This is a genomic window from Streptomyces sp. A0592 (genome assembly GCF_004795115.1).
Classification (GTDB): domain Bacteria; phylum Actinomycetota; class Actinomycetes; order Streptomycetales; family Streptomycetaceae; genus Streptomyces; species Streptomyces erythrochromogenes.
The window spans coordinates 1-25,667 of the sequence record NZ_SSBM01000020.1; the positions used below are offsets into that span (position 1 = coordinate 1).

The 25,667-nt window shown below is 69.1% G+C and carries 31 protein-coding genes and 1 pseudogene; 24 read left to right on the forward strand and 8 right to left on the reverse strand.

What is annotated here, in order from left to right:
- From E6U81_RS25235 to E6U81_RS25270, 8 genes and pseudogenes are all read left to right on the forward strand, one after another.
- A pseudogene (locus E6U81_RS25235) lies at positions 1-107 on the forward strand (IS5/IS1182 family transposase); the annotation flags it as partial.
- Positions 108-297: 190 nt separating this feature from the next.
- Positions 298-639 (forward strand): metalloregulator ArsR/SmtB family transcription factor, encoded by a 342-nt coding sequence (locus E6U81_RS25240; protein WP_136232384.1) that lies wholly within the window; start codon positions 298-300, stop codon positions 637-639.
- A 74-nt stretch (positions 640-713) separates the two neighbouring features.
- Entirely contained in the window at positions 714-2,363 is a 1,650-nt protein-coding gene (locus E6U81_RS25245; protein WP_136232506.1) for a SulP family inorganic anion transporter, read from the forward strand.
- A complete protein-coding gene (locus E6U81_RS25250; protein ID WP_136232385.1) occupies positions 2,360-2,779 on the forward strand; it encodes a pyridoxamine 5'-phosphate oxidase family protein in 420 nt (139 codons plus the stop codon). The genes E6U81_RS25245 and E6U81_RS25250 overlap by 4 nt, the downstream gene beginning before the upstream one ends.
- Positions 2,776-3,201, forward strand: coding sequence for an ATP-binding protein (locus E6U81_RS25255; protein ID WP_136232386.1), 426 nt, complete (start codon positions 2,776-2,778; stop codon positions 3,199-3,201). The genes E6U81_RS25250 and E6U81_RS25255 overlap by 4 nt, the downstream gene beginning before the upstream one ends.
- 16 nt (positions 3,202-3,217) lie before the next feature.
- Complete coding sequence (locus E6U81_RS25260) at positions 3,218-3,628, forward strand: STAS domain-containing protein (RefSeq protein ID WP_136232387.1); 411 nt, start codon at positions 3,218-3,220, stop codon at positions 3,626-3,628.
- A 46-nt stretch (positions 3,629-3,674) separates the two neighbouring features.
- A complete protein-coding gene (locus E6U81_RS25265; RefSeq protein WP_136232388.1) occupies positions 3,675-3,896 on the forward strand; it encodes an alkylphosphonate utilization protein in 222 nt (73 codons plus the stop codon).
- A 146-nt stretch (positions 3,897-4,042) separates the two neighbouring features.
- Positions 4,043-4,408: a metalloregulator ArsR/SmtB family transcription factor gene (locus tag E6U81_RS25270; RefSeq protein WP_136232507.1), complete on the forward strand. Its 366-nt coding sequence runs from the start codon at positions 4,043-4,045 to the stop codon at positions 4,406-4,408.
- 250 nt (positions 4,409-4,658) lie between these two features.
- Here the strand turns inward: E6U81_RS25270 and E6U81_RS25275 are convergent, their stop codons facing one another.
- Positions 4,659-5,573 carry a slipin family protein gene (locus E6U81_RS25275; protein ID WP_240804017.1) on the reverse strand — a complete coding sequence of 305 codons (915 nt, stop codon included), beginning with the start codon at positions 5,571-5,573 and terminating at the stop codon, positions 4,659-4,661.
- Positions 5,574-6,020: 447 nt separating this feature from the next.
- Between E6U81_RS25275 and E6U81_RS25280 the strand changes: the two genes are divergently transcribed.
- From E6U81_RS25280 to E6U81_RS25290, 3 genes are read left to right on the forward strand one after another with little or no spacing between them, the layout of a single operon-like run.
- Positions 6,021-7,319: an ArsB/NhaD family transporter gene (locus E6U81_RS25280; RefSeq protein ID WP_136232389.1), complete on the forward strand. Its 1,299-nt coding sequence runs from the start codon at positions 6,021-6,023 to the stop codon at positions 7,317-7,319.
- A gap of 22 nt (positions 7,320-7,341) precedes the next feature.
- Positions 7,342-7,653 carry a DUF3040 domain-containing protein gene (locus E6U81_RS25285; RefSeq protein ID WP_136232390.1) on the forward strand — a complete coding sequence of 104 codons (312 nt, stop codon included), beginning with the start codon at positions 7,342-7,344 and terminating at the stop codon, positions 7,651-7,653.
- A gap of 34 nt (positions 7,654-7,687) precedes the next feature.
- Entirely contained in the window at positions 7,688-9,208 is a 1,521-nt protein-coding gene (locus E6U81_RS25290) for a potassium/proton antiporter (RefSeq protein WP_136232391.1), read from the forward strand.
- A gap of 340 nt (positions 9,209-9,548) precedes the next feature.
- On the opposite strand, the gene E6U81_RS25295 is transcribed toward E6U81_RS25290, so the two are convergent.
- The 3 genes from E6U81_RS25295 to E6U81_RS25305 are packed head-to-tail and all read right to left on the reverse strand — an operon-like array spanning position 9,549 to position 11,529.
- Positions 9,549-9,806 carry a hypothetical protein gene (locus E6U81_RS25295; RefSeq protein ID WP_136232392.1) on the reverse strand — a complete coding sequence of 86 codons (258 nt, stop codon included), beginning with the start codon at positions 9,804-9,806 and terminating at the stop codon, positions 9,549-9,551.
- Complete coding sequence (locus E6U81_RS25300) at positions 9,803-11,053, reverse strand: cation:proton antiporter (RefSeq protein WP_136232508.1); 1,251 nt, start codon at positions 11,051-11,053, stop codon at positions 9,803-9,805. Before E6U81_RS25300 ends, E6U81_RS25295 begins: the two co-directional genes overlap by 4 nt.
- Before the next feature lie 5 nt (positions 11,054-11,058).
- Entirely contained in the window at positions 11,059-11,529 is a 471-nt protein-coding gene (locus tag E6U81_RS25305) for a TrkA C-terminal domain-containing protein (protein WP_136232393.1), read from the reverse strand.
- 280 nt (positions 11,530-11,809) lie between these two features.
- Here E6U81_RS25305 and E6U81_RS25310 point away from each other — a divergent pair, with 280 nt between their 5' ends.
- From E6U81_RS25310 to E6U81_RS25330, 5 genes are all read left to right on the forward strand, one after another.
- Entirely contained in the window at positions 11,810-12,763 is a 954-nt protein-coding gene (locus E6U81_RS25310) for a HAMP domain-containing sensor histidine kinase (protein ID WP_168714733.1), read from the forward strand.
- Positions 12,760-13,425, forward strand: coding sequence for a response regulator transcription factor (locus tag E6U81_RS25315; RefSeq protein WP_136232395.1), 666 nt, complete (start codon positions 12,760-12,762; stop codon positions 13,423-13,425). The genes E6U81_RS25310 and E6U81_RS25315 overlap by 4 nt, the downstream gene beginning before the upstream one ends.
- Before the next feature lie 34 nt (positions 13,426-13,459).
- On the forward strand, positions 13,460-13,735 hold the full coding sequence (locus E6U81_RS25320) for a hypothetical protein (protein WP_136232396.1): 276 nt from the start codon (positions 13,460-13,462) through the stop codon (positions 13,733-13,735).
- Between the two features lie 539 nt (positions 13,736-14,274).
- Positions 14,275-14,715 (forward strand): hypothetical protein, encoded by a 441-nt coding sequence (locus E6U81_RS41200; RefSeq protein WP_136232397.1) that lies wholly within the window; start codon positions 14,275-14,277, stop codon positions 14,713-14,715.
- Positions 14,716-14,923: 208 nt separating this feature from the next.
- The gene (locus tag E6U81_RS25330; RefSeq protein ID WP_136232398.1) at positions 14,924-16,723 is read left to right on the forward strand and encodes an NAD-binding protein; all 1,800 of its coding nucleotides are present in this window, start codon (positions 14,924-14,926) and stop codon (positions 16,721-16,723) included.
- 52 nt (positions 16,724-16,775) lie between these two features.
- Here E6U81_RS25330 and E6U81_RS40000 read toward each other — a convergent pair whose 3' ends face one another.
- From E6U81_RS40000 to E6U81_RS40005, 4 genes are read right to left on the reverse strand one after another with little or no spacing between them, the layout of a single operon-like run.
- Complete coding sequence (locus E6U81_RS40000; protein ID WP_168714734.1) at positions 16,776-16,934, reverse strand: DUF6126 family protein; 159 nt, start codon at positions 16,932-16,934, stop codon at positions 16,776-16,778.
- The gene (locus E6U81_RS25335) at positions 16,915-17,097 is read right to left on the reverse strand and encodes a hypothetical protein (RefSeq protein ID WP_136232399.1); all 183 of its coding nucleotides are present in this window, start codon (positions 17,095-17,097) and stop codon (positions 16,915-16,917) included. The genes E6U81_RS40000 and E6U81_RS25335 overlap by 20 nt, the downstream gene beginning before the upstream one ends.
- Positions 17,098-17,117: 20 nt before the next feature.
- Positions 17,118-17,564, reverse strand: coding sequence for an ATP-binding protein (locus E6U81_RS25340; RefSeq protein ID WP_136232400.1), 447 nt, complete (start codon positions 17,562-17,564; stop codon positions 17,118-17,120).
- A 37-nt stretch (positions 17,565-17,601) separates the two neighbouring features.
- Complete coding sequence (locus E6U81_RS40005; RefSeq protein WP_168714735.1) at positions 17,602-17,778, reverse strand: hypothetical protein; 177 nt, start codon at positions 17,776-17,778, stop codon at positions 17,602-17,604.
- 696 nt (positions 17,779-18,474) lie between these two features.
- On the opposite strand from E6U81_RS40005, the gene E6U81_RS25350 reads away from it, so the two are divergent.
- The 8 genes from E6U81_RS25350 (at position 18,475) to E6U81_RS25385 (ending at position 25,564) form a co-directional block, all read left to right on the forward strand.
- Positions 18,475-18,822: a GntR family transcriptional regulator gene (locus tag E6U81_RS25350; protein ID WP_136232402.1), complete on the forward strand. Its 348-nt coding sequence runs from the start codon at positions 18,475-18,477 to the stop codon at positions 18,820-18,822.
- Between the two features lie 44 nt (positions 18,823-18,866).
- Positions 18,867-19,796, forward strand: coding sequence for a DUF1648 domain-containing protein (locus E6U81_RS25355; RefSeq protein WP_346766169.1), 930 nt, complete (start codon positions 18,867-18,869; stop codon positions 19,794-19,796).
- Positions 19,797-20,091: 295 nt separating this feature from the next.
- Positions 20,092-20,763 (forward strand): sporulation delaying protein family toxin, encoded by a 672-nt coding sequence (locus E6U81_RS25360; RefSeq protein ID WP_136232403.1) that lies wholly within the window; start codon positions 20,092-20,094, stop codon positions 20,761-20,763.
- Between the two features lie 88 nt (positions 20,764-20,851).
- Complete coding sequence (locus tag E6U81_RS25365) at positions 20,852-21,451, forward strand: SdpA family antimicrobial peptide system protein (protein ID WP_136232404.1); 600 nt, start codon at positions 20,852-20,854, stop codon at positions 21,449-21,451.
- Positions 21,451-22,407, forward strand: a complete 957-nt coding sequence (locus tag E6U81_RS25370) for a sporulation-delaying protein SdpB family protein (protein WP_136232405.1) — start codon at positions 21,451-21,453, stop codon at positions 22,405-22,407. The genes E6U81_RS25365 and E6U81_RS25370 overlap by 1 nt, the downstream gene beginning before the upstream one ends.
- 53 nt (positions 22,408-22,460) lie before the next feature.
- Positions 22,461-22,910, forward strand: coding sequence for a hypothetical protein (locus tag E6U81_RS25375; RefSeq protein WP_136232406.1), 450 nt, complete (start codon positions 22,461-22,463; stop codon positions 22,908-22,910).
- Positions 22,911-23,074: 164 nt separating this feature from the next.
- Complete coding sequence (locus tag E6U81_RS25380) at positions 23,075-24,592, forward strand: NAD(P)/FAD-dependent oxidoreductase (RefSeq protein WP_136232407.1); 1,518 nt, start codon at positions 23,075-23,077, stop codon at positions 24,590-24,592.
- Positions 24,593-25,093: 501 nt separating this feature from the next.
- Complete coding sequence (locus E6U81_RS25385) at positions 25,094-25,564, forward strand: hypothetical protein (protein ID WP_136232408.1); 471 nt, start codon at positions 25,094-25,096, stop codon at positions 25,562-25,564.
- Positions 25,565-25,667: the final 103 nt, after the last annotated feature.

Here is a 25,667-nt window from a genome sequence, read left to right on the forward strand (position 1 = left end):
ACCGGCTCAAACACCACCGGGCCGTCGCCACCCGCTACGACAAACGCGCCTACGTTTTCCACGGCACCATCACCACAGCAGCCATCAGACTCTGGCTCCGCGCATGATCCGCCGGACAGAACCTAGGGGAAGCGCGGCCGTCGCCATCCGAACGCCTTCGACGGCCAGCCGGGCGGCAACTGCGAATTGCAGAAGTATGCAATTTCATAGATGCTGTGATGGCTGGGTTCGTAGGTAGCCGCGAGCACAGCACCAGGCGTGTTGCCCCAGTCGGGGCGGTGAGAAGGGTGCGAGGCCGTGCCGGTTCCGCTGTATCAGGCCAAGAGCGAGTTCTTCAGGATGCTCGGGCACCCAGTGCGGATAAGGGTTCTGGAGCTGCTGCAGGACGGTCCAATGCCGGTACGGGACCTGCTGGCCGCGATCGAGGTCGAGCCGTCGGCCCTGTCACAGCAGCTCGCGGTCCTGCGCCGCTCGGGGATCGTCACGTCGACCCGTAACGGCGCGACGGTCGTCTACGAGCTGGCGGGCGGGGACGTCGCACAGTTGATGTTGGCGGCGCGGCGGATCCTGACCGAGGTCCTCACCGGGCAGAGCGAGCTGCTGGAAGAACTGCGCGAGTCCGAGGTTGCGGCCTCGTGACCGTGAATGCGTTCCTGGCTTCCGCACTCGGGCGGCTCCGCTCGGTGCTGCCGGCCCGGGCCGACTTCAAGGCGATGGGCCGTCACCCCCGCCAGGACCTGCTGGCCGGGGTGACCGTGGCGATCGTCGCGCTCCCCCTCGCGCTCGGCTTCGGTGTCTCCTCCGGGCTCGGCGCCGAGGCGGGACTCGCCACCGCTGTGGTCGCCGGAGCGCTCGCCGCACTGCTGGGCGGGTCGAACCTCCAGGTTTCCGGTCCGACGGGTGCGATGACTGTGGTCCTGGTGCCGATCGTCGCCCAGTACGGGCCCGGCGGTGTCCTGACCGTCGGCCTGATGGCCGGCGTGCTCCTGGTCGGTCTCGCCCTGCTGCGGGCCGGGCAGTACATGCGGTACGTACCGGCGCCGGTGGTGGAGGGGTTCACCCTCGGGATCGCCTGCGTGATCGGCCTTCAGCAGATACCCAACGCACTCGGGGTCGACAAGCCCGAGGGCGAGAAGGTCGTACTGGTGGCGTGGCGGGCACTCGTGGACTGCGTGGCGTTCCCGAACTGGTCCGCGATCGGCCTCTCGGCCGGGGTCGCGGCGGTGATGCTGGCGGGCGCCCGGTGGAAGCCGGCGATCCCGTTCTCGATCGTCGCGGTGATCGCAGCCACAGTTATCGCACAGGTCTTCCACCTGGACGCGGCGGCCCCGATCGGGGACCTGCCCTCCGGGCTCCCCGCCCCCTCCCTCGCCTTCCTCGACGTCTCAGCCCTCGGCTCACTGCTCGCCCCGGCGGTCGCCGTCGCGGCACTCGCCGCGCTGGAGTCCCTGCTGTCGGCGACGGTCGCGGACGGGATGACGGTGGGGCAGCAGCACGACCCGGACAAGGAGCTGTTCGGGCAGGGCATCGCCAACCTGGCCGCCCCTCTGTTCGGCGGCGTTCCCGCCACCGCCGCCATCGCGCGCACGGCTGTCAACGTCCGCAGCGGCGCCTCCTCCCGCCTCGCTGCACTCACCCATGCCGCCGTACTCGCGGTGATCGTGTTCGCCGCGGCGCCCCTGGTCTCGAAGATCCCCCTCGCCGCGCTGGCCGGCGTGCTGCTGGCGACCGCGATCCGCATGGTGGAGGTCGGCTCTCTGCGGGCGATGGCGAGGGCAACCCGTTCCGACGCGGCCGTGCTCGTCCTGACCGCCACTGCCACCCTGGTCCTCGACCTCGTCTACGCGGTGATCATCGGTCTGGTCGTCGCGGGTGCCCTCGCCCTGAAGGCGGTGGCGAGCCAGGTGCGGATGGAGCAGGTCGACCTCCGCCCGGACCTGCCCGGCGAGCACAGCGCTGAGGAACACGCCCTGCTGGCCGAGCACATCGTCGCCTACCGCATCGACGGGCCCCTCTTCTTCGCCGGCGCCCACCGCTTCCTCCTCGAACTCTCCGAGGTCTGCGACGTCAGGGTGGTCATCCTGCGCATGTCGCGGGTGACCACCCTGGATGCCACCGGCGCACTTGTCCTCAAGGACGCGGTGGAGAAGTTGAACCGGCGTGGCATCGCCGTCCTCACCTCCGGTATCCGGCCCGGCCAGCGCCAGGCACTCGACGCCGTCGGCGCCCTGGATCTGTTGCGCCTGGAGGGCCGCGAGTACGCCACCACACCGGAGGCGATCGCCGGCGCCCGCAAACACCTGGAGCAGGCAGGCCTGCTTCCGCTCGAACATCGACACCGTTTCCGGAAGGCCGCACGATGACCGTCCCCGACCGCCGCATGATCGAGGTCTCCGGCACCGAGGCCTTGTGGCTCCTCGAAGGCTCAGCCCAGGGCCGACTCGTCTACGTCCAGCGGGAGGTGGCCGTCGTCCGGCCCGCCGCACACGTGATGGAGTACGGACGCCTCGTCGTCCGCACCCCCGTGCAAGCCGCGGCTGTCCCCGGCCGAGCGCTGCTGACCTACCAGGTGGATGAGATCCGCAGCCCGGCCGGGACCGGCTGGACGGTCAGCGCCCATGGCCCGGCGGATGTCATTTCGGACCCGGATGAGGCCGGCCATTACCGGCGCACCCTGCCCGGATGGGCCCACGGCCCGCACGACACCCTTCTGCGCCTGCACCCGCAGCAGGTGTCAGGATTCCGCCTGGCCCGCACCGTGACAGAGGCGGGCCGGTGAGCGTGCAGGTCGAGACAATGCCCTACCGGCATGTACTGGATGTGCCGGCCATGGGCATGGCCGTCCGCATCGCCCGCGAGACCACCGAACTCGTGCTGGTCGAGTGCGGGGTGGGGCTTCGGCACCCGAGCGTGGGGCCGGCGCTGCTGATCCTGGCCGAACTGGTCACCAACGCCGTCCGTCATGCCTCCGCAGAGTCCCCGGTGATCAGCGTGATCTACGCGCACGGGCCGAGTGGGTTCGCGTTCGCCGTCCGTGACCGCCATCCCTACCAGCCCGCCCTGTTCGGAGCGCTCGCCACCGCCCCGGGCAGCGGCCTGGCCATGGTGGTCGAAATGACGATGGAACTCGGCGGCACCGCCGTCGTGCAGGCGGACGCGGACGGACGCGGCAAGGCCATCTGGATCACCCTCCCCCTGTGAAGCCGAGGAAGTAACGATGACGATTGAATGGCGCTACACCACCTGCCAGGACCTGGGCGTGCTGTCCCTGGCCGGGTATCTCGGCGCGGACGCCACCGACCGGTTCACCGGCGCCATCGGCTGGGCACTGGCCCGGGGCACCGGCCCGGTCATCCTCGACCTGACTGGGCTGCTGGGCTGGTCCGCCGGCGGACAGATCGCCGTCGCCCAGGCCGCCCGCTGCCTCGCCGAGAGCGGGCGCCACCTCGAGCTCGCGGCGATCCCCGCAGACGGCTCCCTCGTCCCGGACGCCACCTGCCCGCCCGTCCCGGTCCACTGCGACCTCGGCGCCGCCCTGGCCGCCCACGGGGCGCAGGGCGCGGTCAAGCAATGGAGGACCGGTGACTGGCCTGCCCCGCAGGGCCCCGGGAAACCCGCCCTCGCCTGATACCAGTACCACCCTGCCTACAAGAAACGAAAAGGACACCGGAACCATGAGCGGCATCATCTTCAAGGACTCCAACGGCGCTGTGCTGGAGGACGGCGACTCGGTCACCCTGATCAAGGATCTGAAGGTCAAGGGGACCTCCGAGACCCTCAAGCGCGGCACCCTGGTCAAGAACATCCGCCTCACTTCCCGCCCGGGCGAGGTCGAGTGCAACACGAAGAAGGTCAAGGGCTTGGTCCTGAGGACCGAGTTCCTCAAAAGGGCCTGACCGGCGAGGGCCCATATCGGTGGGCTGAAGGTCACTAAGGGCGGCCGCCGGGTCCCGTGAGTTGCAGGGATCTGCAATTGTGGAGGTCACAGGTGTGAAGAGGGGCGAACGGATGCCCCACGAAGGAGCGGTTCCGGGTGGATGAGATGGGCAGTCACGGCAGGGCTACGCAGGCGAGCACGCCGCTGTACCAGCTGAAGTCGGAGTTCTTCAAAACGCTGGGGCACCCGGTCCGCATCCGCGTCCTGGAACTCCTGTCCGTGCGCGAGCACGCAGTCGCCGAGATGCTGCCGGAGGTCGGGGTGGAGGCTGCGAGCCTCTCCCAGCAATTGGCCGTCCTGCGCAGGGCCAACCTGGTGGTCACCCGCCGGGAGGGCTCGAACGTGTATTACTCGCTCACCGACTCGCAGATCGCCGAACTTCTGAGGGTCGCCCGCGGCATCCTCTCCGGTGTCCTGGAGGGCCAGGCCGAGCTCCTGGCCGACCTCCGAGCCAGCCGCCCCACCCAGTAGACGGTGCTCCACGATGCCGGCCCTGCGAGGGCTCGCATCCCACATGCGGCGGCCGTCTTCCGTTAGTGCGGGTTCAACGCGCTTCTGACACCGGAAGACGGCCGTTCCCCTGCCCGCGCCATACGGAGCGGCGTGTCCCAGTGAGCCCAAGGGGCTGGCCTGCGATGTTCTCGTGTTCGGTCCGAAGCTCGCGAAGTACGCCACGCCGTCGGTCTCGGTGCCGCGTTGCGCGAGGGCGAGGTCGCTGGTGTCAGGCGGCGCTCCGGTCCGCCGCCGATGCCGGCTTTCCGAAAGGCACGGTGTGGCCGACGCCGTTTGACGCTGGGGATCCCGACGCCGGCGCGTCTGCCGCGAGCGGCCCGGCAGGCATTACGGCGGGTGGAGGCTTGGACACGCCGGACTGCGGCGGGGTGGCCCGTTCGAGGAAGCGCAGCAGCTCGACGGGGAACGGCAGGACGAGGGTGGAGTTCTTCTCGGCGGCGACCGCGACCACGGTCTGCAGCAGCCTGAGCTGAAGGGCGGCAGGCTGGTCGGACATCACGGTGGCGGCTTCCGCCAGCTTCTTGGACGCTTGGAGTTCTGCATCGGCATTGATGATCCTGGCCCGGCGTTCACGGTCGGCCTCGGCCTGCCTTGCCATCGAGCGCTTCATCGTCTCCGGGAGGGAGACATCCTTGATCTCCACCCGGTCGATGGTCACGCCCCACTCGACGGCCGGGCTGTCCATCATCAGTTCCAGGCCCTGGTTCAGCTTCTCGCGGTTGGAGAGCAGCTCGTCGAGGTCGCTCTTGCCGAGGATGGACCGGAGCGAGGTCTGTGCCATCTGGGAGACGGCGAAGCGGTAGTCCTCGACGCGGATGATCGCGTCGACGGGGTCGACGACCTTGAAGTAGATGACGGCGTCCACTCGGACGGTGACGTTGTCGCGGGTGATGCCGTCCTGGGCGGGCACCGGCATCGTCACGATCTGCATGTTCACCTTGTGCAGCCGGTCCACGAACGGAATGATCATGGTGAATCCGGGCCCCCGGACCTGGCCTCGCAGGCGGCCGAACCGCAGCACAACGCCTCGCTCGTACTGCCTGATTACCCGGGCTGCCGCTGCCAGGCACATCAGGCCGGCGACGCCCATGAGGACCAGCACGGTCAGCAGTTCTCGAGCCATGGAGAACCATCTCCCTTCAACACACCCCCCTTTAAATATGCCCGTTTTGCTACCTCTTGACCCTTGCGTCGGGTGGCGCACCTGGAGACCGGCCGGCGCATTCCGGCGAGCGGCCGTCGCGTATGCCGGGCAGGAGGTGTGCGGTTGCACGCCGGGCGCTGATGGGCCGGGTCTGGTGGCTGCCTGGCGTGGACGTGGGCCCGCACCGCGATCATTCGCAACGGGCCATTGAGAGGAGACCCTCCGCAGCCGGGCCATGAAGATGGGTGTTGACCCCGATGCGCCGGGCCGGGGCGCCAGGTGATGGTGGTGGTCTGGAGCACCCTCTGTTCGGGGCGGCCCCTGTGGGGCGCGGGTGCTCGCGGCAGCACTTGTGAACGGAGCCGCGCCGATGACGACCCCGCCGCCCTCTCCGCGTCACCCCGGCACTGGCTGGTCGGGCCCGCCATGAGTGTCACCGCGTGGCTGGCCGTTGCGGTGTTCGGGATCGTCTACATACTGATCGCCACGGAGAAAGTCCACCGGGTCGCCGCAGCCCTGGGCGGTGCGGTCGTCATGCTGCTCATTGGGGCGACCAGCCCCGAGCACGCCTTCTTCTCCGACATGGCCGGGATCGACTGGAACGTCATCTTCCTGCTCCTGGGCATGATGCTGATCGTCGCCGTCCTCAAACGCACAGGGCTGTTCGAGTTCGTAGCGATCTGGGCCGCCAAACGGTCTCACGGCCGCCCCTACCGGCTGATGGTGCTGCTGATCTTCGCCACCGCGTTCCTCTCGGCGTGGCTGGACAACGTCACCACCGTCATGCTGATCGCCCCCGTGACCATCGCGGTCTGCACCAAGCTGGGCGTCCCGGTCGTGCCCTATCTGATCGCCGAGGTGATGGCCTGCAACATCGGCGGCGCCGCCACCCTGATCGGCGACCCGCCCAACATCATGATCGGCTCCCGCGCCGGACTCTCCTTCAACGACTTCCTGCTCCACATGGCACCCATCGCGGCCCTGCTGGTCGTGGTGTTCGCGGTGATGGCCCGCTGGATGTTCCGCGGCACCTTCTCCTACGACCCCGAGCGCGCCGCGCACGTCATGGCCATGCGCGAGCGGGACGCCATCACCAACGCCCGGCTCCTGGCCATCAGCGGCATCGTCGTCACGATCGTGATGGCCTGCTTCGTCCTGCACACCACCCTCCACCTGGAGCCGTCGGTCGTGGCGATCTCCGGCGGCCTGATCCTCCTCGCCGCATCCCGGCTCGATGCGCGCAAGGTCGCGGCGGACGTCGAATGGGAGACCCTGGCATTCTTCGCCGGCCTGTTCGTGATGGTCGGCGCCATGGTCCAGACAGGGATCCTCACCGACCTTGGCCAGGCGGCCGCCCACGCACTGGACGGCAACTTGTTCGGCGCCTCCATGGCCTTGCTCTTCGGATCGATCGTGCCGTCCGCGGTCATCGACAACATCCCCTTCGTCGCCTCGACCAGCCCGATCGTCTCCGAGATCGTCACCGCCTCCGGGGGAGGCGAGCAGGCCCAAGTGCTGTGGTGGTCCTTCGCGCTGGGCGCCGACCTGGCCGGCAACGCCACGATCATCGCCTCCTCCGCCAACGTCGTCACCGTCGGCATCGCAGACCGCGCCGGACACCACATCTCCTTCTGGCAGTTCAGCCGATACGGCCTCGTCGTCACCGCCGTCACCACGGTATTGGCCGGGGTCTATGTGTGGCTGCGCTACTTCGCACTCGCCTGACTGCGGAAGGGAGTGAAGGACCATGCCGGAATCAGACGACGAGAGGATCGCCGACCTCGAAGCCGCGCTGCGGCACGACGATCCCCGCTTCGCCCAAGGCCTGGGCAAGGGCCGGCCTCGGCGACCCCGCGAGTACCGGCGCGGACGAGCCTGGTTGGCCATGATCGTTGCCGTTGCTGCCGTGGTCACCGGTGCGATGGTGCCGCAGGGGCTACTGCTGGCGGCAGGCTTGGTCATGGCCGCGCTCGCGGTGAACCTCTTCGACACCACCCGCCGGCGCCCCCTGCGCTTGCGGCGCCTCGAGTGGCGCAGTCTCCGCCGACGCAAGCCCTAGCCTGCGGCCAGCGTCTGGAAGAGGGGAGCGCACTGTGACGCTGCAGCAGTTGTACCTGGTGCTGCTGGTGGGCGGCGTCGTCCTCATGGCCAGCATCGCCGCCGCCCGGGCCGCGCACCGGCTCGGCCTGCCGAGCCTGCTGTTGTTTCTCGCCGTAGGCGTGATCGCGGGCGAGGATGCAATCGGCATCGAGTTCGATGACGCGCAGCTAGCCCAGTCTCTGGGCACTGCAGGCCTCGCGGTCATCCTCGTTGAGGGCGGCCTGAGCACCCACTGGCCCGACGTCAAGCGCCGGCTGGCACCGGCCGGTGTACTGGCCACCGCCGGCGTCGCCGTGTCCGTGGCGGTCACGGGCGCCGGGGCCCACTACCTCTTGGGCATGGACTGGCACTTGGCCCTGCTGCTGGGCGCGATCGTCTCGTCCACCGACGCCGCCGCGGTCTTCGCCGTTCTGCGCTCCCTGCCCCTTCCGCGGAAGACCACCGGTCTGTTGGAGGCGGAGTCCGGGTTCAACGACGCCCCCACGATCATCCTGGTCCTGGTCTTTTCCACCGCCGCCGCCGACCTCCCCGGCCCCGCCGCGATCCTCGGCAACGTCGTCTACCAGCTGGTCGTCGGCGGACTGCTGGGGCTGGCCGTCGGCCGAATCGGGGTGGCCGCGCTGCGGCACATCGCCCTGCCGGCCACCGGCCTCTACCCGCTGGCCACCGTCGGTTTCGGCATCATCGCCTTCGCCGCCGGCGGATTCGTCAACGCCAGCGGCATCATCGCCGCCTACCTGGCAGGGCTGGTCCTGGGCAACTCGCGCCTGCCCCACCGCGCGGCGACCCGCTCCTTCGCCGAGGGCACCGGATGGCTCGCCCAGATCGGCCTGTTCGTCATGCTCGGACTGCTCGTCGACCCCAGCGAACTGCCCGCCGCGGTCCTGCCCGCCCTCGCGGTCGGCCTGGTCCTGCTGCTGATCGCCCGCCCGGTCTCGGTCGCAGCCTGCCTGCTGCCCTTCCGTACCCCGTGGCGGGAACAGGCCTTCATCTCCTGGGCGGGCCTGCGCGGCGCCGTGCCGATCGTCCTGGCCACCTTCCCGATCGTCGCGGCTGTCGAGGGCTCCCGGCACCTGCTCAACATCGTCTTTGTCCTCGTCGTCGTCTTCACCCTCGTCCAGGGCCCCACCCTGCCCGCCATGGCCCGCCTTCTGCACATCGCCCGGCCCGGGGCTGTGAGGGAGATCCAGGTCGAGAGCGCGCCCCTGGACGTCCTTGACGCCGACCTCCTGACCGTCGCCATCCCGCCCGGCTCGCACCTCCACGGCGTCGCCGTCTTCGAACTGCGACTCCCCTCACCAGCGGTAGTCACCCTCCTCGTCCGCGATGGCGTTACACAGGTACCCGGCCCCGACACGGTCCTCGCAGCCGGCGACGAGCTGCTCCTGGTCACCACCCCGGCCACCCGGCAGGCCACCGAGCGACGCCTGCGCGCTGTTGGCCGCCGGGGCAAGCTCGCCCGCTGGCTCGGCGAACACGGCAGGTCGGAACCCGCCGTCGGCGACACCGACTGACCTATGAGCTGTTCCGGTGCGGGGAGACCTGCGCGAATCCGACCACGGCGACACCGGCCATCAGGAGCGGCACGAAAACCCCGAGGGGCGATGCTGGCGCCCCCACGAGCGCCTAACCATCACGAGCGCTCCCACACCCCAGACAACGGCCGCCTCACGCTGCGGCGAAGCCACGGGAAGGCGACACGTCCGGTCACGGATCGTCCAGACGACGGCAGTCCCGATTCCAACGGCCACCGCAATCGTGGCCGCCTGCAAGGCGGTGAGCACATGTACCTGCATAGATCAGCATGCTGGCGGGGGCGCGTCCGCAGCGAAGGCCGTCCCGCGGACGGCCTCGTCACCGATCGCGGCGACCGCCCTCGACCTTGCAGGCCAGGTACAGGGCGGTCGCCGGCCACAGGACGATCAGCACGGTAAGTGTGACCACACTGGAGATCGGGTCGTGTTCGGTGTCCTGGCGCCAGCCCGGGTGACGCGCCAGGAGGCGGGGCAGGCGGTGGGCGAAGCCGACCGCGCCGCCGAGGTAGACGGCCAGGGCGGCGAGCAGCAGCACGGTCTCTCGGCTGGTGATCGCCGCCCAGGTGTCCTCACTCACGCGCGGCCGGCCGGATCCTGGGTCTGTTCCTTGAGGTCCTCCCGAGGTCCGGGCTGGGACGGCACCGCGGCCAGGAGCGGCTTTGAGGGGGTGCGGCGGCGGCCGACCCAGGCCGCAACGGGTTCGGTGTAGCGGGCGGTGAGCGGCCCGATCACCACGAGGATCAGGACGTATGCGGTCGCGAGCGGTCCCATCGCGGGCTCGATGCCGGCCGTGACGGCGAGTCCGGCGATGACGATGGAGAACTCGCCGCGGGCCACCAGTGTGCCGCCCGCCCGCCAGCGCCCCTTGACCCCGATGCCGGCGCGCTTGGCCGCCCAGTACCCGGTGGCGATCTTCGTACCCGCTGTGACCACGGCGAGCGCGAGCGCGGGCAGCAGCACGGGCGGGATGCTCGCGGGGTCGGTGTGTAGGCCGAAGAACACGAAGAACACGGCGGCGAACAGGTCCCGCAGCGGGCTCAGCAGGGTGTGTGTGCCTTCGGCGACCTCACCGGAGAGGGCGATGCCGACGAGGAAGGCGCCGACGGCTGCGGAGACCTGGAGCTGCTGGGCGATGCCCGCGACGAGCAGGGTCAGGCCGAGGACGACGAGGAGGAGTTTCTCGGGGTCGTCGCTGGAGACGAAGCGGGATATGTGGCGCCCGTAGCGGACTGCGACGAACAGGACAGCTCCGGCGACGCCGAGGGCGATGGCCAGGGTCGCGCTGCCCGCGGCGAGGCTGACCCCGGCGAGGAGGGCGGTGATGATCGGCAGGTAGACCGCCATGGCGAGGTCTTCGAGGACCAGGATGGACAGGATGACTGGGGTTTCGCGGTTGCCGACACGGCCGAGGTCGCCCATGACCTTGGCGATGACGCCGGAGGAAGAGATCCAGGTGACCCCTGCCAGGACCACGGCGGCGACGGGGCCCCAGCCCATCAGGAGCGCTGCCACGGCGCCGGGTAGGGCGTTCAGGGTGAAGTCGACCAATCCGGCCGGGTATTGGGTCTTCAGGTTGGAGACCAGGTCACTGGCCGTGTACTCCAGGCCCAGCATCAGCAGCAGGAGGATGACGCCGATCTCGGCGCCGATCGCGACGAACTCTTCGCTGGCGGGCAGCGGAAGGATTCCTCCTGTGCCGAATGCAAGTCCGGCCAGGAGGTAGAGAGGGATGGGCGAGAATTTCAGGCGTCCGGCGACCCGGCCCAGCAGGCCCAGGCCGAGGATGATCGCGCCGAACTCGATCAGGAAGAGAGCGGAATGCACAGGCGTCACTCCCGTCCGAGTATGGAGGCGGCGGCGTCGACGCCCTCGCGGGTGCCGATCACGATGAGGGTGTCCCCGCCGGCCAGGCGGAAGTCCGGCGCGGGCGAGGGGCGGGCCTCCGCGCGGCGCAGCACGGCCACGATCGAGACGCCCGTCTCGGTCCGCATCCGGGTCTCGCCCAGCACCCGGCCATTCCAGTGCGAGTGCCCGGACAGCTCGATCCGCTCGGCCACCAGCCCGAGATCGGTGGTGTGCAGCAGGTTGGGGCTGTGGTGCGCCGGCATCAGCGCGTCGATCAGCGAGGTGGTCTCCGCCGAGGTCAGGTGGAGGGACTGCCCGCAGGCGTCGGGGTCATCGGCGCGGTAGAGGTTCACCGTCCGCGTGCCGTCCCGGTGCGCTATCACCGACAGGTGGCGGTGTTCGCGGGTGGTGAGGTCGTACTGGACCCCGATGCCGGGCAGTGGCGTGGTGCTCATCCGTGGAGCAGGCACAGCTGTCCCCCCTCGTGTTCGCTTTCGTACGTGATGCCGCTACGGCGGACGCTTCGTCTCGGGCAGGAGAGAGCCGCTCGGCGGGCCCATCGTGCCACTTTTCGCATGTTCGAAATATGGGTGCCTACACGGATGGACAGCCGCCGTCCTCTGGCGTGAGGATGGGGCGGGGAAGTCGGTTCCGCTGCAGGTCACAGTGCCTGGAGGCGGGGCGGCCAGGCGGCCGTGGCGGATGCCGGGAGACCGGCTGGAAAGGCGTGCGGCCGTGTCGTTGTACTGGCGGATCTTCCTCCTGAACGCAGGTGTTCTGGCCGTCGCCGTGGCCCTGCTGCTGGGCCCGGTCACCGTCTCCACGCCGGTCCTGTTCGGGGAGGCGCTCGTGCTGCTTGGCGGGCTCGCCGCGATGCTGGTCATCAACGCTGTCCTCCTGCGGGTCGGCTTGGACCCGCTTGCCAGACTCAGCCGGGCTATGGCCACCGCCGACCTCCTGAGGCCCGGCACCCGCCCGGCCGTCACCGGCGGCGGGGAGATCGCTGCACTCACCCGGACCTTCAACGCCATGCTGGACCGCCTTGAAGCCGAACGGGCCACCAGCAGTGGCCGAGTACTTACCGCTCAGGAGGGCGAACGCAAACGCATCGCCCAGGAACTCCACGACGAGATCGGCCAGACTCTCACCGCCGTCCTCCTCCAGCTCAAGCACGTTGCCGATCGCGCCCCCGAACCGGTCCGCACCGATCTGCACCAAGCCCAAGAGGCCACCCGCGCCAGTCTCGACGAGATCCGCCGCATCGCCCGCCGTCTGCGCCCCGGTGTCCTGGAAGAGCTCGGCCTGCACAGCGCGTTGCGCTCCCTGGCTGGCGAGTTCACCACCTCGAGCCTGGGTGTCACCGCCCACATCACCCCCGGACTGCCTCATCTGGGCCCGGCCACCGAACTCGTCCTCTACCGCGTGGCGCAGGAGGGCCTGACCAACGCCGCCCGCCACTCCGGCGCCACGCGTGTCGAAGTCCACCTGCGTCCCCTGCCCCGCGGCGGCATCGGACTGCTGGTCCGGGACAACGGACACGGTCTCGGTGAGGCACCCGAGGGTGCCGGCATCCGGGGAATGCGCGAACGCGCCCTGCTCATCGGCGCCGAACTCTACGTCGGCGCCAGCCCGTACGGCGGCACCCAGGTCCGGCTGGACATCACCGACACCACGAGGCCCACGCGATGACCCACCCCGGCCTCGGGCCCTCCCGCATCCTGCTCGCCGACGACCACACCCTCGTCCGCCGCGGCGTACGCCTCATCCTCGACGCCGAACCCGATCTGACCGTCGTTGCCGAGGCCGCTGACGGAGTCGAAGCCGTCGCGCAGGCCCGCTCCCTCGACATCGACCTCGCCGTGCTTGACATCGCCATGCCCCGCCAAAGCGGCCTGCAAGCCGCCCGTGAACTCGCCCGCATCCGCCCCGGTCTGCGGATCCTGATGCTGACCATGTACGACAACGAGCAGTACTTCTTCGAAGCCCTGCGCGCCGGCGCCTCCGGTTACGTCCTGAAATCTGTCGCCGACCGCGACCTCGTCGAAGCCTGCCGCGCGGCGCTGCGCGACGAGCCGTTCATCTACCCGGGCGCCGAGACCGCCCTCATCCGCACGTACCTCGACCGCGCCCGCACCGGCGGCCCGATCCCTGAGCGGCCCATCACCGAACGCGAAGAGGAAATCCTCAAGCTCGTCGTCGAAGGCCACAGTTCCAAGGAGATCGGCGACCTCCTCGTCATCAGTCCCAAGACGGTCGAACGCCACCGGGCCAACCTGCTGCAGAAACTCGGCCTGCGCGATCGCCTCGAACTCACTCGCTATGCCATCCGCGCTGGTCTCATCGAGCCGTGACCTGCCCTTCCCAGACAAGAAACCGGCCCCGCCCGTGCTGCTGCCCCTCGCCTTGTACGCGTTCCTCTTCGCCTGCGCTCTTGCCGTCACCCTCAAGGCAGCCCGTATCCGTACTCTGCCTGCCTGGCGTCGTTTCCTCCCCCTCGCCCTGCTCATCGCTGCAGCCGTGATGAGCCTTCTTCGCAGTATCGGCATCCCAGACCCGGCTGCCCTCCTCGCCTTCCCTCTCAACCTCACTGCTATCGCTCTGGCCGGCCGGGAGATCCACGGCCACAATGCGGACACCGCCGCCGAAAGGCCTCTGTCGTAGGCCGATTCGACCTCAGGACCCAACACCCGGCATCGTGACGGGGACCCGGAGTCCAACGGCCGCCGCGCGGGGGCAGACCTGTTCGGCCGGGCCTGGCAGGGGGTCCATGAACCGCTGGATCCCCACCGACCAGGCGGCGGGATATGGGTGTCAGCATGTATGGACAAGATCATCAACGGACTGCAGAGTGGCGCCGGGTGACGGTTCCAGCCGCGACCCCATTGAATGACGGGAAGTTCGCAAGGCGGATGGTGTTCCGGGCCGTGTGCCAGCCATGTGTCGGGACAGGGAGAAGCAGGGAATGCCGGGGGCTACGACCAGCATCAGGGCTGCGCATGCCGAGACGCAGCAGGTCAACTGGCGGGCGGGCGGATGAGTGGAAAGTGGTCCTGCCGGGCCGTTCGCGCCTGGCGGCTCGGCGGTCGTGCCCGCCCCTGCCACGACATCGCACAGCCTGGTCGCCCGATGGGCAGGCCCCTCGCCGGGGGGATCTCCTCCCGGCAGTGTCGCGAAGTGCCTCAGGGGCTGAGGAGGTGGACATGACGACGTGGGGGCTGGTCGTCGAGGCCACGGTGGGCCTGGGGGAACGCAAGCGCACGGAAGCCTATGTCCTCACGCACGTGGAGGGCTCACGGGAGGAGGCCCTGGAGGAGTTGGAGAGGCGGGCCCGAGAATATAGCCCCGAGCACCCACGGAGCCCCAAGCGCCGCCGCCTCTTGCGCAGTAGCGACGGGTTCCTCCTGGTGATCGACGGTGCATGGCAGTCCTACGCGACGCGCTTCAGCATCGCTGAGCTCTTGGAGGACACCGACCGCCCGGAGCCTCCACGGCAGGACACTGCCGAGCCACCACGAGCTCATGAAACCGCGCCCTCTCCGGCACCGGTGCCAGCGGAGCCGTCGCCGGTAGCCGACGAAGGGTGCGACGAGGACGGAGTACCGCTGCGGCCCTCCTGGCTGGGCCGCACGGACCTGTCCTGATGCACAACTCACGGGGGAAGAAATGTTGCATGCCCAGATGCCGCTGACCGACGGCACCGTCCGACTGCGCCCGCGCTGCCGCAAGCGGAATGGGTTATCGCCGCTGCTCCCGGCCCCCCGAAGGCGGCGGGCATTGTGCCGGCTCCTCCCTGCGCAGGGTCGGTAGCGGATGGCTTCCCTGAACCAGCAGTCTCAGAGCACGGGCTTGATGGTCGTGTGTGGTGACGACGCGCTCGCGGTCCGGCTGGCGGGTGAGCTCCGTGACATCTACCGGCAGCAGGTCACGCTCGTGCTGCCCGACGCCGACTCGGTCGGACCGGAACTCGCTTGTTCCACCCGAGTGGTGGAGGCGGCGCCGGACGCCACCGCGCTGCGCGAGGCCGGCGTCGCGCAGGCGGTCGCGCTCGCCCTCGTGTACGAGGACGACGAGACCAACATCCGTATTGCGCTCACGGCCCGCCGCCTCAACCCGCGGATCCGTCTGGTCATCCGCCTCTACAACCGCAAGCTCGGCAGCTATCTCGCCGAACTCCTGGACCAGGCCGCAGCCGTCGCCGACACCCCGGCGGGCGCCGACTCGACGACCACGGTGCTCTCTGACGCCGACACCGCCGCGCCCGCGCTGGTGGCCGCTGTCGTCGCGGGAACCAGCAAGGTCCTCCAGGCCGACGGTCTGCTCTTCCGGGCGAGAGAACACACCCCACGCCAACGACGCGAGGCCACGACGCCCGCCCTGTGCACCCTGGCCCTGCTGTCATCGACCACGGACGACCCTGCCGGATCCGACGGTTCGGACCGCAGCGGACCCGCCGGTCCACAGCTCCTCCCGGCTTCCATGGAGATCGCGCACTCGGCACAGCGCGGCGCCATCGTCCTCGAAGCCGTCTCCAACTCCCCTCGCTCCACCCGGCGTGAACGAATCGGCACAGCCGGGCTGCCCGTGATGGAGCTCTTCTCCCGCCGGGTCCGCTTTGCGCTGGCCGCCTTCACGGCCGCCGTTTTCGCCATCGCCTTCACTTCCTGGGTCACCACGGACGACGCCCTCGCCCACGCCGCCTACGTCACCCTCCTGGACCTCTTCTCCATCAACGACCCGGCCGTCGGCGACCCCACCGAACGCCAGCTCCTCCAGCTGTTCACGGGCCTTGTCGGCCTGCTGCTCCTCCCGGTCCTGGTCGCCGCCGTCCTCGAAGCCTTCGGTTCCTTCCGCTCGGCCACCAGCCTGCGGCGGCCACCACGCGGCACCGCCGATCACGTCGTGCTGCTCGGCCTCGGCAAGGTCGGCACCCGCGTCCTGGCGCGCCTGCGCGAACTCGAGATCCCCGTCGTCTGCGTGGAAGAGGACCCCGAGGCGCGAGGCATCTCCTTGGCCCGCCGCCTGCACGTACCTGTGGTCCTTGGCGACGTCACCCAGGACGGAGTCCTCGAAGCCGCACACATCCACCGGGCCCGCGCCTTCCTCGCGCTCACCAGTTCCGACACCACCAACCTCGAGGCCATCCTGTGCGCCCGCACCAGCACACCCGGCCTCAGAGTGGCGCTGCGCCTGTACGACGACGAGTTCGCCACCGCCGTGCACCGCACCCTGCGCGCCGCCCACCCCCAGGCGGTGACCCGCAGCCGCAGCGTCACCTCGCTGGCTGCCCCCGCCTTCGCAACCGCCATGATGGGACGTCAGATCCTGGGCGCCATACCAGTGGAGCGCCGAGTCCTGCTCTTCGCTGCCATCGATGTGGACGGCCTGCCCCAGCTCGAAGGCCGCACCATCGCCGACACCTTCAACCCGGGCCGCTGGCGCATCCTTGCCCTGGACACCGCCGACCCCGCCGAACGGCGCCCCGACCTACGGGCTACTCGCCTCGACGGTCAGAGCCACGTCAGCGGGCTCCTCTTCAACCTCCACCCCGGACACCTCCTCGGCCCCAACGACAGAGTGGTCATCGCCGCCACCCGCCAAGGTCTCGCCGAACTGCTCAGTACCCGACCACACACATCTCGGGCCCACTGAACGATGCCGCACCACAAGACCCTGCTGCAGAGCGGCGGCCGCCAGCCCGGTGTCACTTCTGGGCGTGCTGGCCCAGGTAGAACAGCAGCCAGATGAACCCTGCGAAGACATGCGTGCCGAAAATGTAGAAGAAGGCGCGCAGCGCTACACCCTTCTCCTTCCACCTCTCCTGGTTCGCCGGGGTGCACTTCTCAGGGGTGTTGTCCGTCATGGCGCGCTTCCTTCGGCGTGTGTGGGCGGGTGTAGGGGCGCACGAAGACCTGCATCCCGCGGGCACTGGCCTGCGCGATGACGGCCTGTACTTCCACCGCCTCCACCATGCGGGTGTCCGGCCGGGGGTCGGGGCCCAGGTAGGTGATCTGGTAGAGCTGCACAGCGGGTTCCTCCCTACTGCTCACGGCGTGCCTTCCGGCAGGACGAAGCGGACGACGACGCTCTTGCCGCGCCCTGTGGAAGCCGGCTCGATACGGACATCACCGCCGAAGGCGCGGGCCAGATCGGCCACCGTGCGCAGCCCCCGTCCGGGCCGGCCGGTGTCGGCCAGCGCTATGGGGCGCGAGTCCAGGTCTGCGACGGCGACTACGAGCAGGTGCTCGGTCATGTGGAGTGTGATCTCGGCGTCCGGGGCCTGCTGGGCATGGCGGATGGCATTGGTCACGAGCTCGCTGACAACCAGGAGTGTCACGCCGAACAGGGCCGAGGTGCTCTGCAGGCCGAACAAGACCAACGAACGCTCGGTACGCTCGCGGGCGGCCCGCACGGAGCCCGGCACCAGCGGCACCGTCCACGCGTGCCGGCGCGCTTGCGGCAAGGTCGGCTGGCCGCTGGGGTGCCGGCTCATCGCCGCCGCCTCGGGCCAGGCGGCGGTTTCATCGAGTTCACGGGCTGCCCTCGTCGCCGGTGTTCACGCCGTGATCGCGGGCCATGCGCATAGCGTCCTCCAGTTCTTCGACGGCCTGCGCTTCCTCGATGGCGTCGTCAGCTTCCTGCGCAGCCCGGAGGCGAGCCTGCGCCAAGCGAACCCGTTCCAGCGCCGCTTCCTCGAATCCGGCCACACCACAACCCCCGTCCACCCAATCCGGATTTTGTAAATTGCATAATTCTGCAAGTGTAGCCGGTGTGGGGCGGTCGCTACGCAGCAGCAGGCCTGCCTGTTTCGCCAAATAGCGCGCTGGGGATGCCCAGGCGGACCGATGCACTGAGAGCTGGACACGACAACGAGCGCCGCCGATGTCGCCAATCAACCGCGGTAGGCAGAACTCCGCGCCACTCGGACCAGTCGACCCGCACAGGACACCGATGGCCGTTCCCGCACCGAAGACGCAGGAGCTCTTCACGTCGGGTGGAGGGGCGTGATCCCGCTCGGCCCGGGCTCAGGGGTGACGTCTTTCCGGCCGGCCCATACCTCGCCTGCGAATAATGCATCAGCGCCAGAAGAGCAGGAATGCATGGCGGGCAAGAGTTCCGGATCTCATTCGGATCCAGAACAGTCACTTTGCGAGTGAACACATAAGAGAGTCGCACGCGAAGCCTCGAAGGCAGCAATGACTCTCGAGCGCCGACAAGCGCCGTGCTGCACGGATGATCACTATTCCAGGTCATCGCTCCGCTCGATATGGGTGCTGACACCCATATCGAGCCCTCACTGCCCTTCAGCGCCGACACCGGGGGCACCATCTCCACCAAGCACACCCCCTGGCCGGGTAGCGCCCCTTCCATATGAAGAACTTGGTGCTACTCTCAATAGCATCATGCTGCTGAGACTGGACACCACAGACAGCCGGCCTCTCCACGAGCAGGTGGCGGGAGCCATCAGGCACGCCATCGCCGAAGGGGAGTGTGCGCCGGGAGATCGGCTGCCACCGGCCCGGGACCTGTCCCTGGCGCTGGGCGTGAACGCCAACACCGTGCTCCGCGGCCTGCGAGCTCTGCGGGACGAAGGAGTTCTGGAGTTCCGCCGGGGCCGCGGGGTCACCGTGGCCCAGGGCGCGGGACAACGGTCCGAGTTGCTCGAGCGGGCACGCGAGTTGGTGGCCGACGCGGCACGACTGGGCTACAGCAAGAGCGATCTCATTGAAATGATCAGGGGGCTTTCGTGACTGACCGTATGAAGCGACCGGGCGGCGCAAGGTGGGGGGCTGCCGTGTGGATCACAGGCGTCTTCGCTCTGCTGGCCGCACTGCCCCTGGCCACGAGCGGCCGGCTGCCCGAGCGGGTGGCCACGCACTGGGGCGGCGAGGCACCCGACGGGTCGATGCCGTTGTGGGCAGCTTCCGCGTTCCCGGCCCTCATATGGGCTGCGCTGGCACTCGGGACCATCCTCACGACACGGCGCACGAGCGCATCGACCCCGTCATGGGCCGGTGCAACGCTGGCGTTCACGGGCGTCTTCATGGCGGGCGTCCAGGCGTCGATAGTCCGCGCGAACCTGGACCGCGCCGATTGGCAGGAGGCGGGCTCCGTAGGCCTGGGAATCACCCTGACGTTCGCGGCCGCGCTGGCCGCCGGCGCGCTCGGCTGGATCGCCGGGCGGCGCGGCGAACTGCCTTCCCATGCTGTCGAGGCTGGCGGAGGCACGCCTATGGAGATCCCCGCAGGGGAGCGCTTCGTCTGGCTCTCCCGCACCACGAACCCCTGGCTGCACCTCGTCGCGGCCGTCACGGGCGTCGCGGCGCTCGCCGCCGTCCTCGCCGCAGCCTGCGGTCTGCTTACCGGCATGCAGTGGGCGGTTGTCACCCCCTTCGCGCTCGCCTCAGTCCTGACGTTGGCTTTCTCCTCCGTACAGGCACGCGTGACGGAGAAGGGCCTGGAGGTGGCTTTCGGCCCCCTCGGCTGGCCGGCGCGACGCTGGGCGCCGCAGGACATCGAGTCCTCCCGCGCCGAGTCACGGACTCCGGCCCAGGTCGGCGGCTGGGGGTACCGGCTCAGCGGTCTGGGCACCACCGTGATGCTCCGGGCTGGCGAGTGCCTGGTCGTCCACCCCCGCAAGGGAGCCGAGTTCGCCGTGAGCGTCGATGACGCTGAGCGAGGCGCTGCACTTCTCAACACCCTTTCCGCCGGGCGCCCTGAATGACACCTCCGGCACCATGAGCCGCATTCGAGCCATCAATCATTCACATTCAGCCACCGACTCCGGTGCGACGGTGCAACCCGGTCCAAGAATGAAGACTTTCGGCCACTGGCCAATATCCACCCCAGCCGCATCGGAAGATATTCCTCCATTTAATCGATTGTGAGTGCCGTCATATTCGCTCGACCCGTGATCATTCCTTGTGCGAACATCTTGAAGGCAAGATCACGTGTCGGGGGACTCGCGTATTGCACGCCTTAACGCCCCCCTGCGTGTTTTTCTAAACGAGGGGATAGAAGTGAACATCAAACAGCGTGGAACCCTGCTGGTGGCCGGAATGACCGCCGCCGCCCTGTGCGTCGCTGCGGCTCCGTCGGCGGTGGCCAACCCCACCGCCGAGCCGGTCAAGGCTGCTGCTGCCGCAGCACCTGTCTCGGCCAAGGCCGACGGCGAGCAGGTCTTCCGCGGCCTGTTCTTCGGGCAGGGAGAGGTCGGCCGCGGCCTGTCGCAGCTGGACCTGTTCGCGGAGGCCCGCCAGCACCTGGACAACGACGACCTGGACGAGATCCGGGCGTCGAACGCCGTCATCGATCTGATCAACAAGCGGTCGCCGGGCTTCTTCGCCGAGCTCAGCGCGAAGACCCGCAGCGGTGACCCGCGCAAGGTCGAGAAGGCCGTCACGGACGCGCAGGACATGCTGCTGTCGGTGGCGCAGAAGTCGGACACGGCCACCCCGGTCGAGAACGGCCAGCTCTGCGGCGTGACCGTCGCCGTGGGCGCCGCGGTCGTCCACGTCGCCGCTGTCGTAACCGCGGCCGGTGCCGTCGTGACGGTGACCGTCGCGGTGGGTGCGAACTTCGTCAAGGGCAAGAACTGGTTCTGGAGCCCGCAGCCCACCACGGGTGACGGCACCCCGCTGTCGAAGGACGAGGCCGTCGCCCAGGTGACCAAGGCCCTCAAGACCGCCTAAGGCCACACCTGGCGGGGTGGAGGGGCTGCAGACCCTCCACCCCGCCAGCGGTGTTCACATACCTGCGGCAGAGGACCCTCCACACCCCATGAACAACAGAATTCGCTCGGCCTGTGCCGCGTTCACCCATCGCGGGACCGGCACCGTATCCGTGTCGGTGAGATCGGTCGCCGTCGTGTGTGCCGTCTGGTCGGTCATCGCCCTCTACGCGATCCAGGAACAGGTCCCGAAGAACGTCATCACGTTGCCGGCACAGTCAGAGGTGAAGCACACCGTCGTCAATCTGGCCCCCCAGGGCTGGGCCTTCTTCACCAAGTCCCCCAGGGATCCCGAGGTCGTGCCGTACCAGAAGTCCTCGAACGGCTGGCGTGCGCTGTCGCTCACTCCACACTCCTCCCCGCACAACGCGTTCGGACTCGACCGTGAATCGCGGGCGCAGGGCGTAGAGATCGCGATGCTGCTGGCGGCCGCGCAGAAGGACGACTGGCGCGACTGCACCGACAGCAGCGAGACCTGCCTGGCAAACTCCGGCGCTGCAGCCCGTGAGGTGCGCAACGGCTCTCCCGACCCCACGCTGTGCGGCACCGTCGGGCTGCTGCAGGAACGCCCCACGCCGTACGCGTGGCGCGACCTCGTGCCCGAATCCCACTCCACCGAACGCGTGATGGTGCTGGAGGTGACCTGCTGATGCGCCGACGCACCATCGCCCTGCCCTGGGCGGCCGGCTACGGCCTGGCCCGGACCCTCCTGGCCCTCGGCACCCTCGGCACCCTCGCCTTCAGCGACAGCGCGACCCTGTTCCGGGAGGTCGCCACGGTCGGGCAGTACCCGCTGTGCCGGGGGGTTACCGGGGCGGGCGCGTTCTGCCTGGTCTCCCCCGACCACTTCGAAGCCGTACGGTGGGCCTGCTGCCTCGTCCTGGTCATCGCGGCGAGCGGCTGGCGGCCCCGATACACCGCCGTGCCCCACGCGTATATCGCCTTCAGCGTGTTCACCGGAATCTCCATCCCGGACGGCGGCGACCAGGTCACCTGGATCCTCACCCTGCTCCTGGTGCTCGTGGCCGTGGGCGACCCCCGCCGCTGGCACTGGCAGCGCCAGCCCGAGCCCCGGCCCGACGAAACGGCCGGCCGCGGAACCTGGGCCCTCATCGGTGTCAGTGCCATCACCCTGGCCCGGATCCAGATGTCCGTCATCTACTTCCAGTCGTGCGTGGCCAAGCTCCCGCACGCCGAGTGGGCCGACGGGAGCGCCCTGTACTACTGGATCAACAACTACGCCTTCGGAGCACCCGGCTGGCTGCGTCCGGCCCTGAGCGCCCTCGCGGAGAACCCCGTCGGCGTCGCCGCCATGACCTGGGGCCCGCTGGTCCTGGAGATCGTTCTGGCCGCGGCACTGCTGCTGCCCCAGAGGATCCGCTGGATGCTCCTGCCCGCCGGCGTGCTGTTCCACCTGAGCATCGCGGTCGTTATGGGCCTGTGGAGCTTCGCCTTCGCCATGTGGGCCGGGCTCCTGCTCCTCCTGACCCCCTACGGACACGATCCGCGTCTGGCACTGCCCCGTCGGCGGCAGAGCACTGCAGCCGCCCGCCCCGAACCTACGGTGCCGGCACACAACGACGCCGAGCAGCCGGTACACAGCTGACCGCAAGCCCGGTCCACCATGAACGAACCAACTCCGATATTGGAGCGCGCACTATGCCCCATCGCACCCTCAAGTTGCTCACCGTCGCCACTTCGGCCGCCGCCGCCCTGCTCAGCGGGACCACCGCCTCGGCCGCAACCGGCGTCCCCTGGGCCACGGCCCACAGCACCGCGACCGCCTCCGGTACCCGGTGGCTGGAGAAGGGAGGCAGCATCCTCACCTCCACGCTCACCGTCCAGGGCGAGTTGAAGAACACCGGTCCCGGCTGCTTCTCGCTGTGGTCGATGACCGTCCATGACTTCGCACCCACGCCAGCGCGGAAGATCGCCACCCAGTGCGGGCCGGGCACCACACCCGTCAGCTTCAAAGTCCACTACGCGCCCACCACCACGAGCAGCATCTACGTCTGCAAGGACGGCGCCGCCCTAGACTGCGGACAGCGGACCTCCATCACGCACTGGCCCATCCAGCAGCCTTCCGCACCCGCACCCGACGCTCGGTAGTCCGCACGCCGAGCCGCTTCTACCGTGCAACGGCTCACAACTCCCTAAGGCCGTGGCCGGTTCCGCCCTGGGCCCGGTCACGGCCGCGGAGAAGCACGCCCGGCGCCTCCGACCTGGCAGCCGTTCTGGCAGAACCGACGGATGCCAAGCAGAAGGGCTTGCCCATGTCTCCTGATGCCGTGATCGTCGGCACCGGACCCAACGGCCTCGCTGCGGGCGTCACCCTGGCCCGCGCCGGACTCTCAGTGGAACTGTACGAAGCGGCACCAGCCATCGGAGGCGGACTGCGCACCGAGTCGCTCTTCGACAGCGACGTCGTCCACGACATCTGCTCCGCAGTCCACCCCATGGCCGTGGCCTCACCATTCTTCAAGGCATTCGAACTCACCGCGCGCAACGTGGAGCTGCTTCACTCTCCCGCCAGCTACGCACACCCCCTGACCGACGGGGTTGCCGCAATCGCCTACCGCGATCTGGTCACCACCTGCACTGGCCTCGGGCCCGACGGCCCCCGCTGGCAGCGCCTCATGGAGCCGCTGCTCGAACACTCCGACGCCGTCGTCGAGCTCCTGCTGTCCGGACCCGGCACGTTGCCTCGAGACCTTGCCGCTCCGCTGCTCCTGGCCCGCAGGATCCTCGCGCACGGAACCCGCCTGCACGCCAGGCAGTTCGCGACACCGCAGGCACGCGCCCTGCTCACCGGGGTCGCCGCGCACTCCGTTGGACCCTTGCCCTCGCTCGCCGCCGGCACGGTCGCCATGTTGCTGGGCCACCTGGCCCACGGAGGCGGCTGGCCGGTGCCCCGGGGTGGCAGCAGCACCATCGCCGCAGCGATGGCAGACGACATCACCGTGCACGGCGGGATCCTCCACACCGGCTGCATGATCTCCGATCTGAGGGAACTTCCCCCTGCCAAAGCCATACTGCTCGACATCAGCCCCGCGGCGCTCTCCCGCATCACCGCCGGGCGCCTGCCCCGCCAGTACCAGCGTGCGCTGGCCCGATTCCGCTACGGCCCCGGAGCCGCCAAAGCCGACTTCCTCCTTTCCGAACCCGTGCCATGGACCGACCCGAACATCGGCCAAGCAACCACGGTCCACCTGGGCGGCACACGGACACAGATCCTTCGCAGCGAGAACGCCACCGCCGCCGGGATGCTGACGGAGGAGCCGTTCGTACTCGTCGTCGACCCCGCCGTCGCCGACCCCGGCCGGGCCCGCCCCCACAAACGGCCGCTGTGGGCCTACGCCCACGTCCCCAACGGGGACACCACTGACCCGGTCGAACTGATCACGGCCCGGATCGAAAAGTACGCACCCGGATTCCGTAGCACCGTCATCGCCCAACGGGGCATCTCCGCAGCCCAGTACGAGGCATACAACCCGAACTACGTCGGTGGGGACATCAGCACCGGCGCAGTAACCCTGCGCCAGTCCCTCTTCCGCCCTGTACCCCGGATGAGCCCGCACCGCGTACCCCTGCCCGGCGTATACCTGTGCTCGGCCGCGACACCCCCAGGCCCCGGTGTGCACGGCATGTCCGGATATCGCGCCGCCCTCGAGGCGCTGCGACGCGAGTTCGGCATCAGGCGTCCTCCTCTGCTGGGGGTCGACAGCGCAGCGCCAGGAACACCACGGAGCCCTCAGCCACGTCGAACAACTTCAGCGCCCACATTCTGGTAGCAGCGAGAGCCGCGTCAAAGAGGCCGGCTCCAAATAGACGACATCCAGCGCGCTCCCCACCCCTCGGTAAGGGGCTTCGCGGCAGGTGCGAAACCACATCAACCCGTCCTCGCGATCGGTGTCCTCTCCTCGCTCTACAGCAGTTGGCACTGGAGCGAGGGCGAACTTCGCACGGCTGTCCGCCAGGCCGCCGGCACCCTGAACGCCAAACCCCATTACGCAAGCCGCCACGTCCCAGGAGGACCTGGTCCGCAACGCGGTCCTGGATACCGGCACAGGTCCGGGCCACGGGCTGGGCATCCAAGGGAATGGTGTCGTCGGCTACAGGATCTCCACGGAAGACACCGGAACGGTGCTCTGCATGCGCCTGATCTTGACGCCGGTAGCCTCCAGCGCACCCTTTCCGGCCGCCCTCGAGCGCCACGATGTCATCGCGACCGTCACCGCGAGCTCCTGCTGAAAGCCATGGCATCAGCACTGCCCCGAAACCAAGGAGGATCATTGACTGAGGAACCCGTCTTTGTACGGAGCAATTGGGGGACCAGCCGGTATGTGTACAACCACCGCAACCCGGTGGGCCTCGCGCTCATCGTCATCACGCCGTTCATCGCCATTGGCGCCATGATCGCCTTCTGGAACAGCTCCCGGTGGAGCGAGAGCGAACTGCGCACGGCTGTCCACCGGGGCACCGCGAATCTCAATGGAAGCACGCAGTACGTCAGCCCCGACATGCAACTCGGAACCCTGATCAGGGACGCGGTCGAGGACAGCGGGACCGGGCCCGGGCTCGGTCTCGACGTGTCCCGTGACGTCGTGGCGGGCGACACGCACCGGTACACCGTCTCGACCGACGATACCGACAAGGAGTACTGCATACGCATCACCATGACGCGGGTGGACCCGGACAGCCGCTTCCCGTTCCTTCGCCAGGACCACCACGTCACCGCCACGGCGAGCGACGGCTCCTGCTGAGGGGTGGGCCGCCAGCCGTCGCTGCTTCCTCTGGAGCCAGTCCGGCACCGGACGCGCCTGCGACCCGGGCGCGCTCCCGACCACCTCTGTCGGGTCGTGCGCC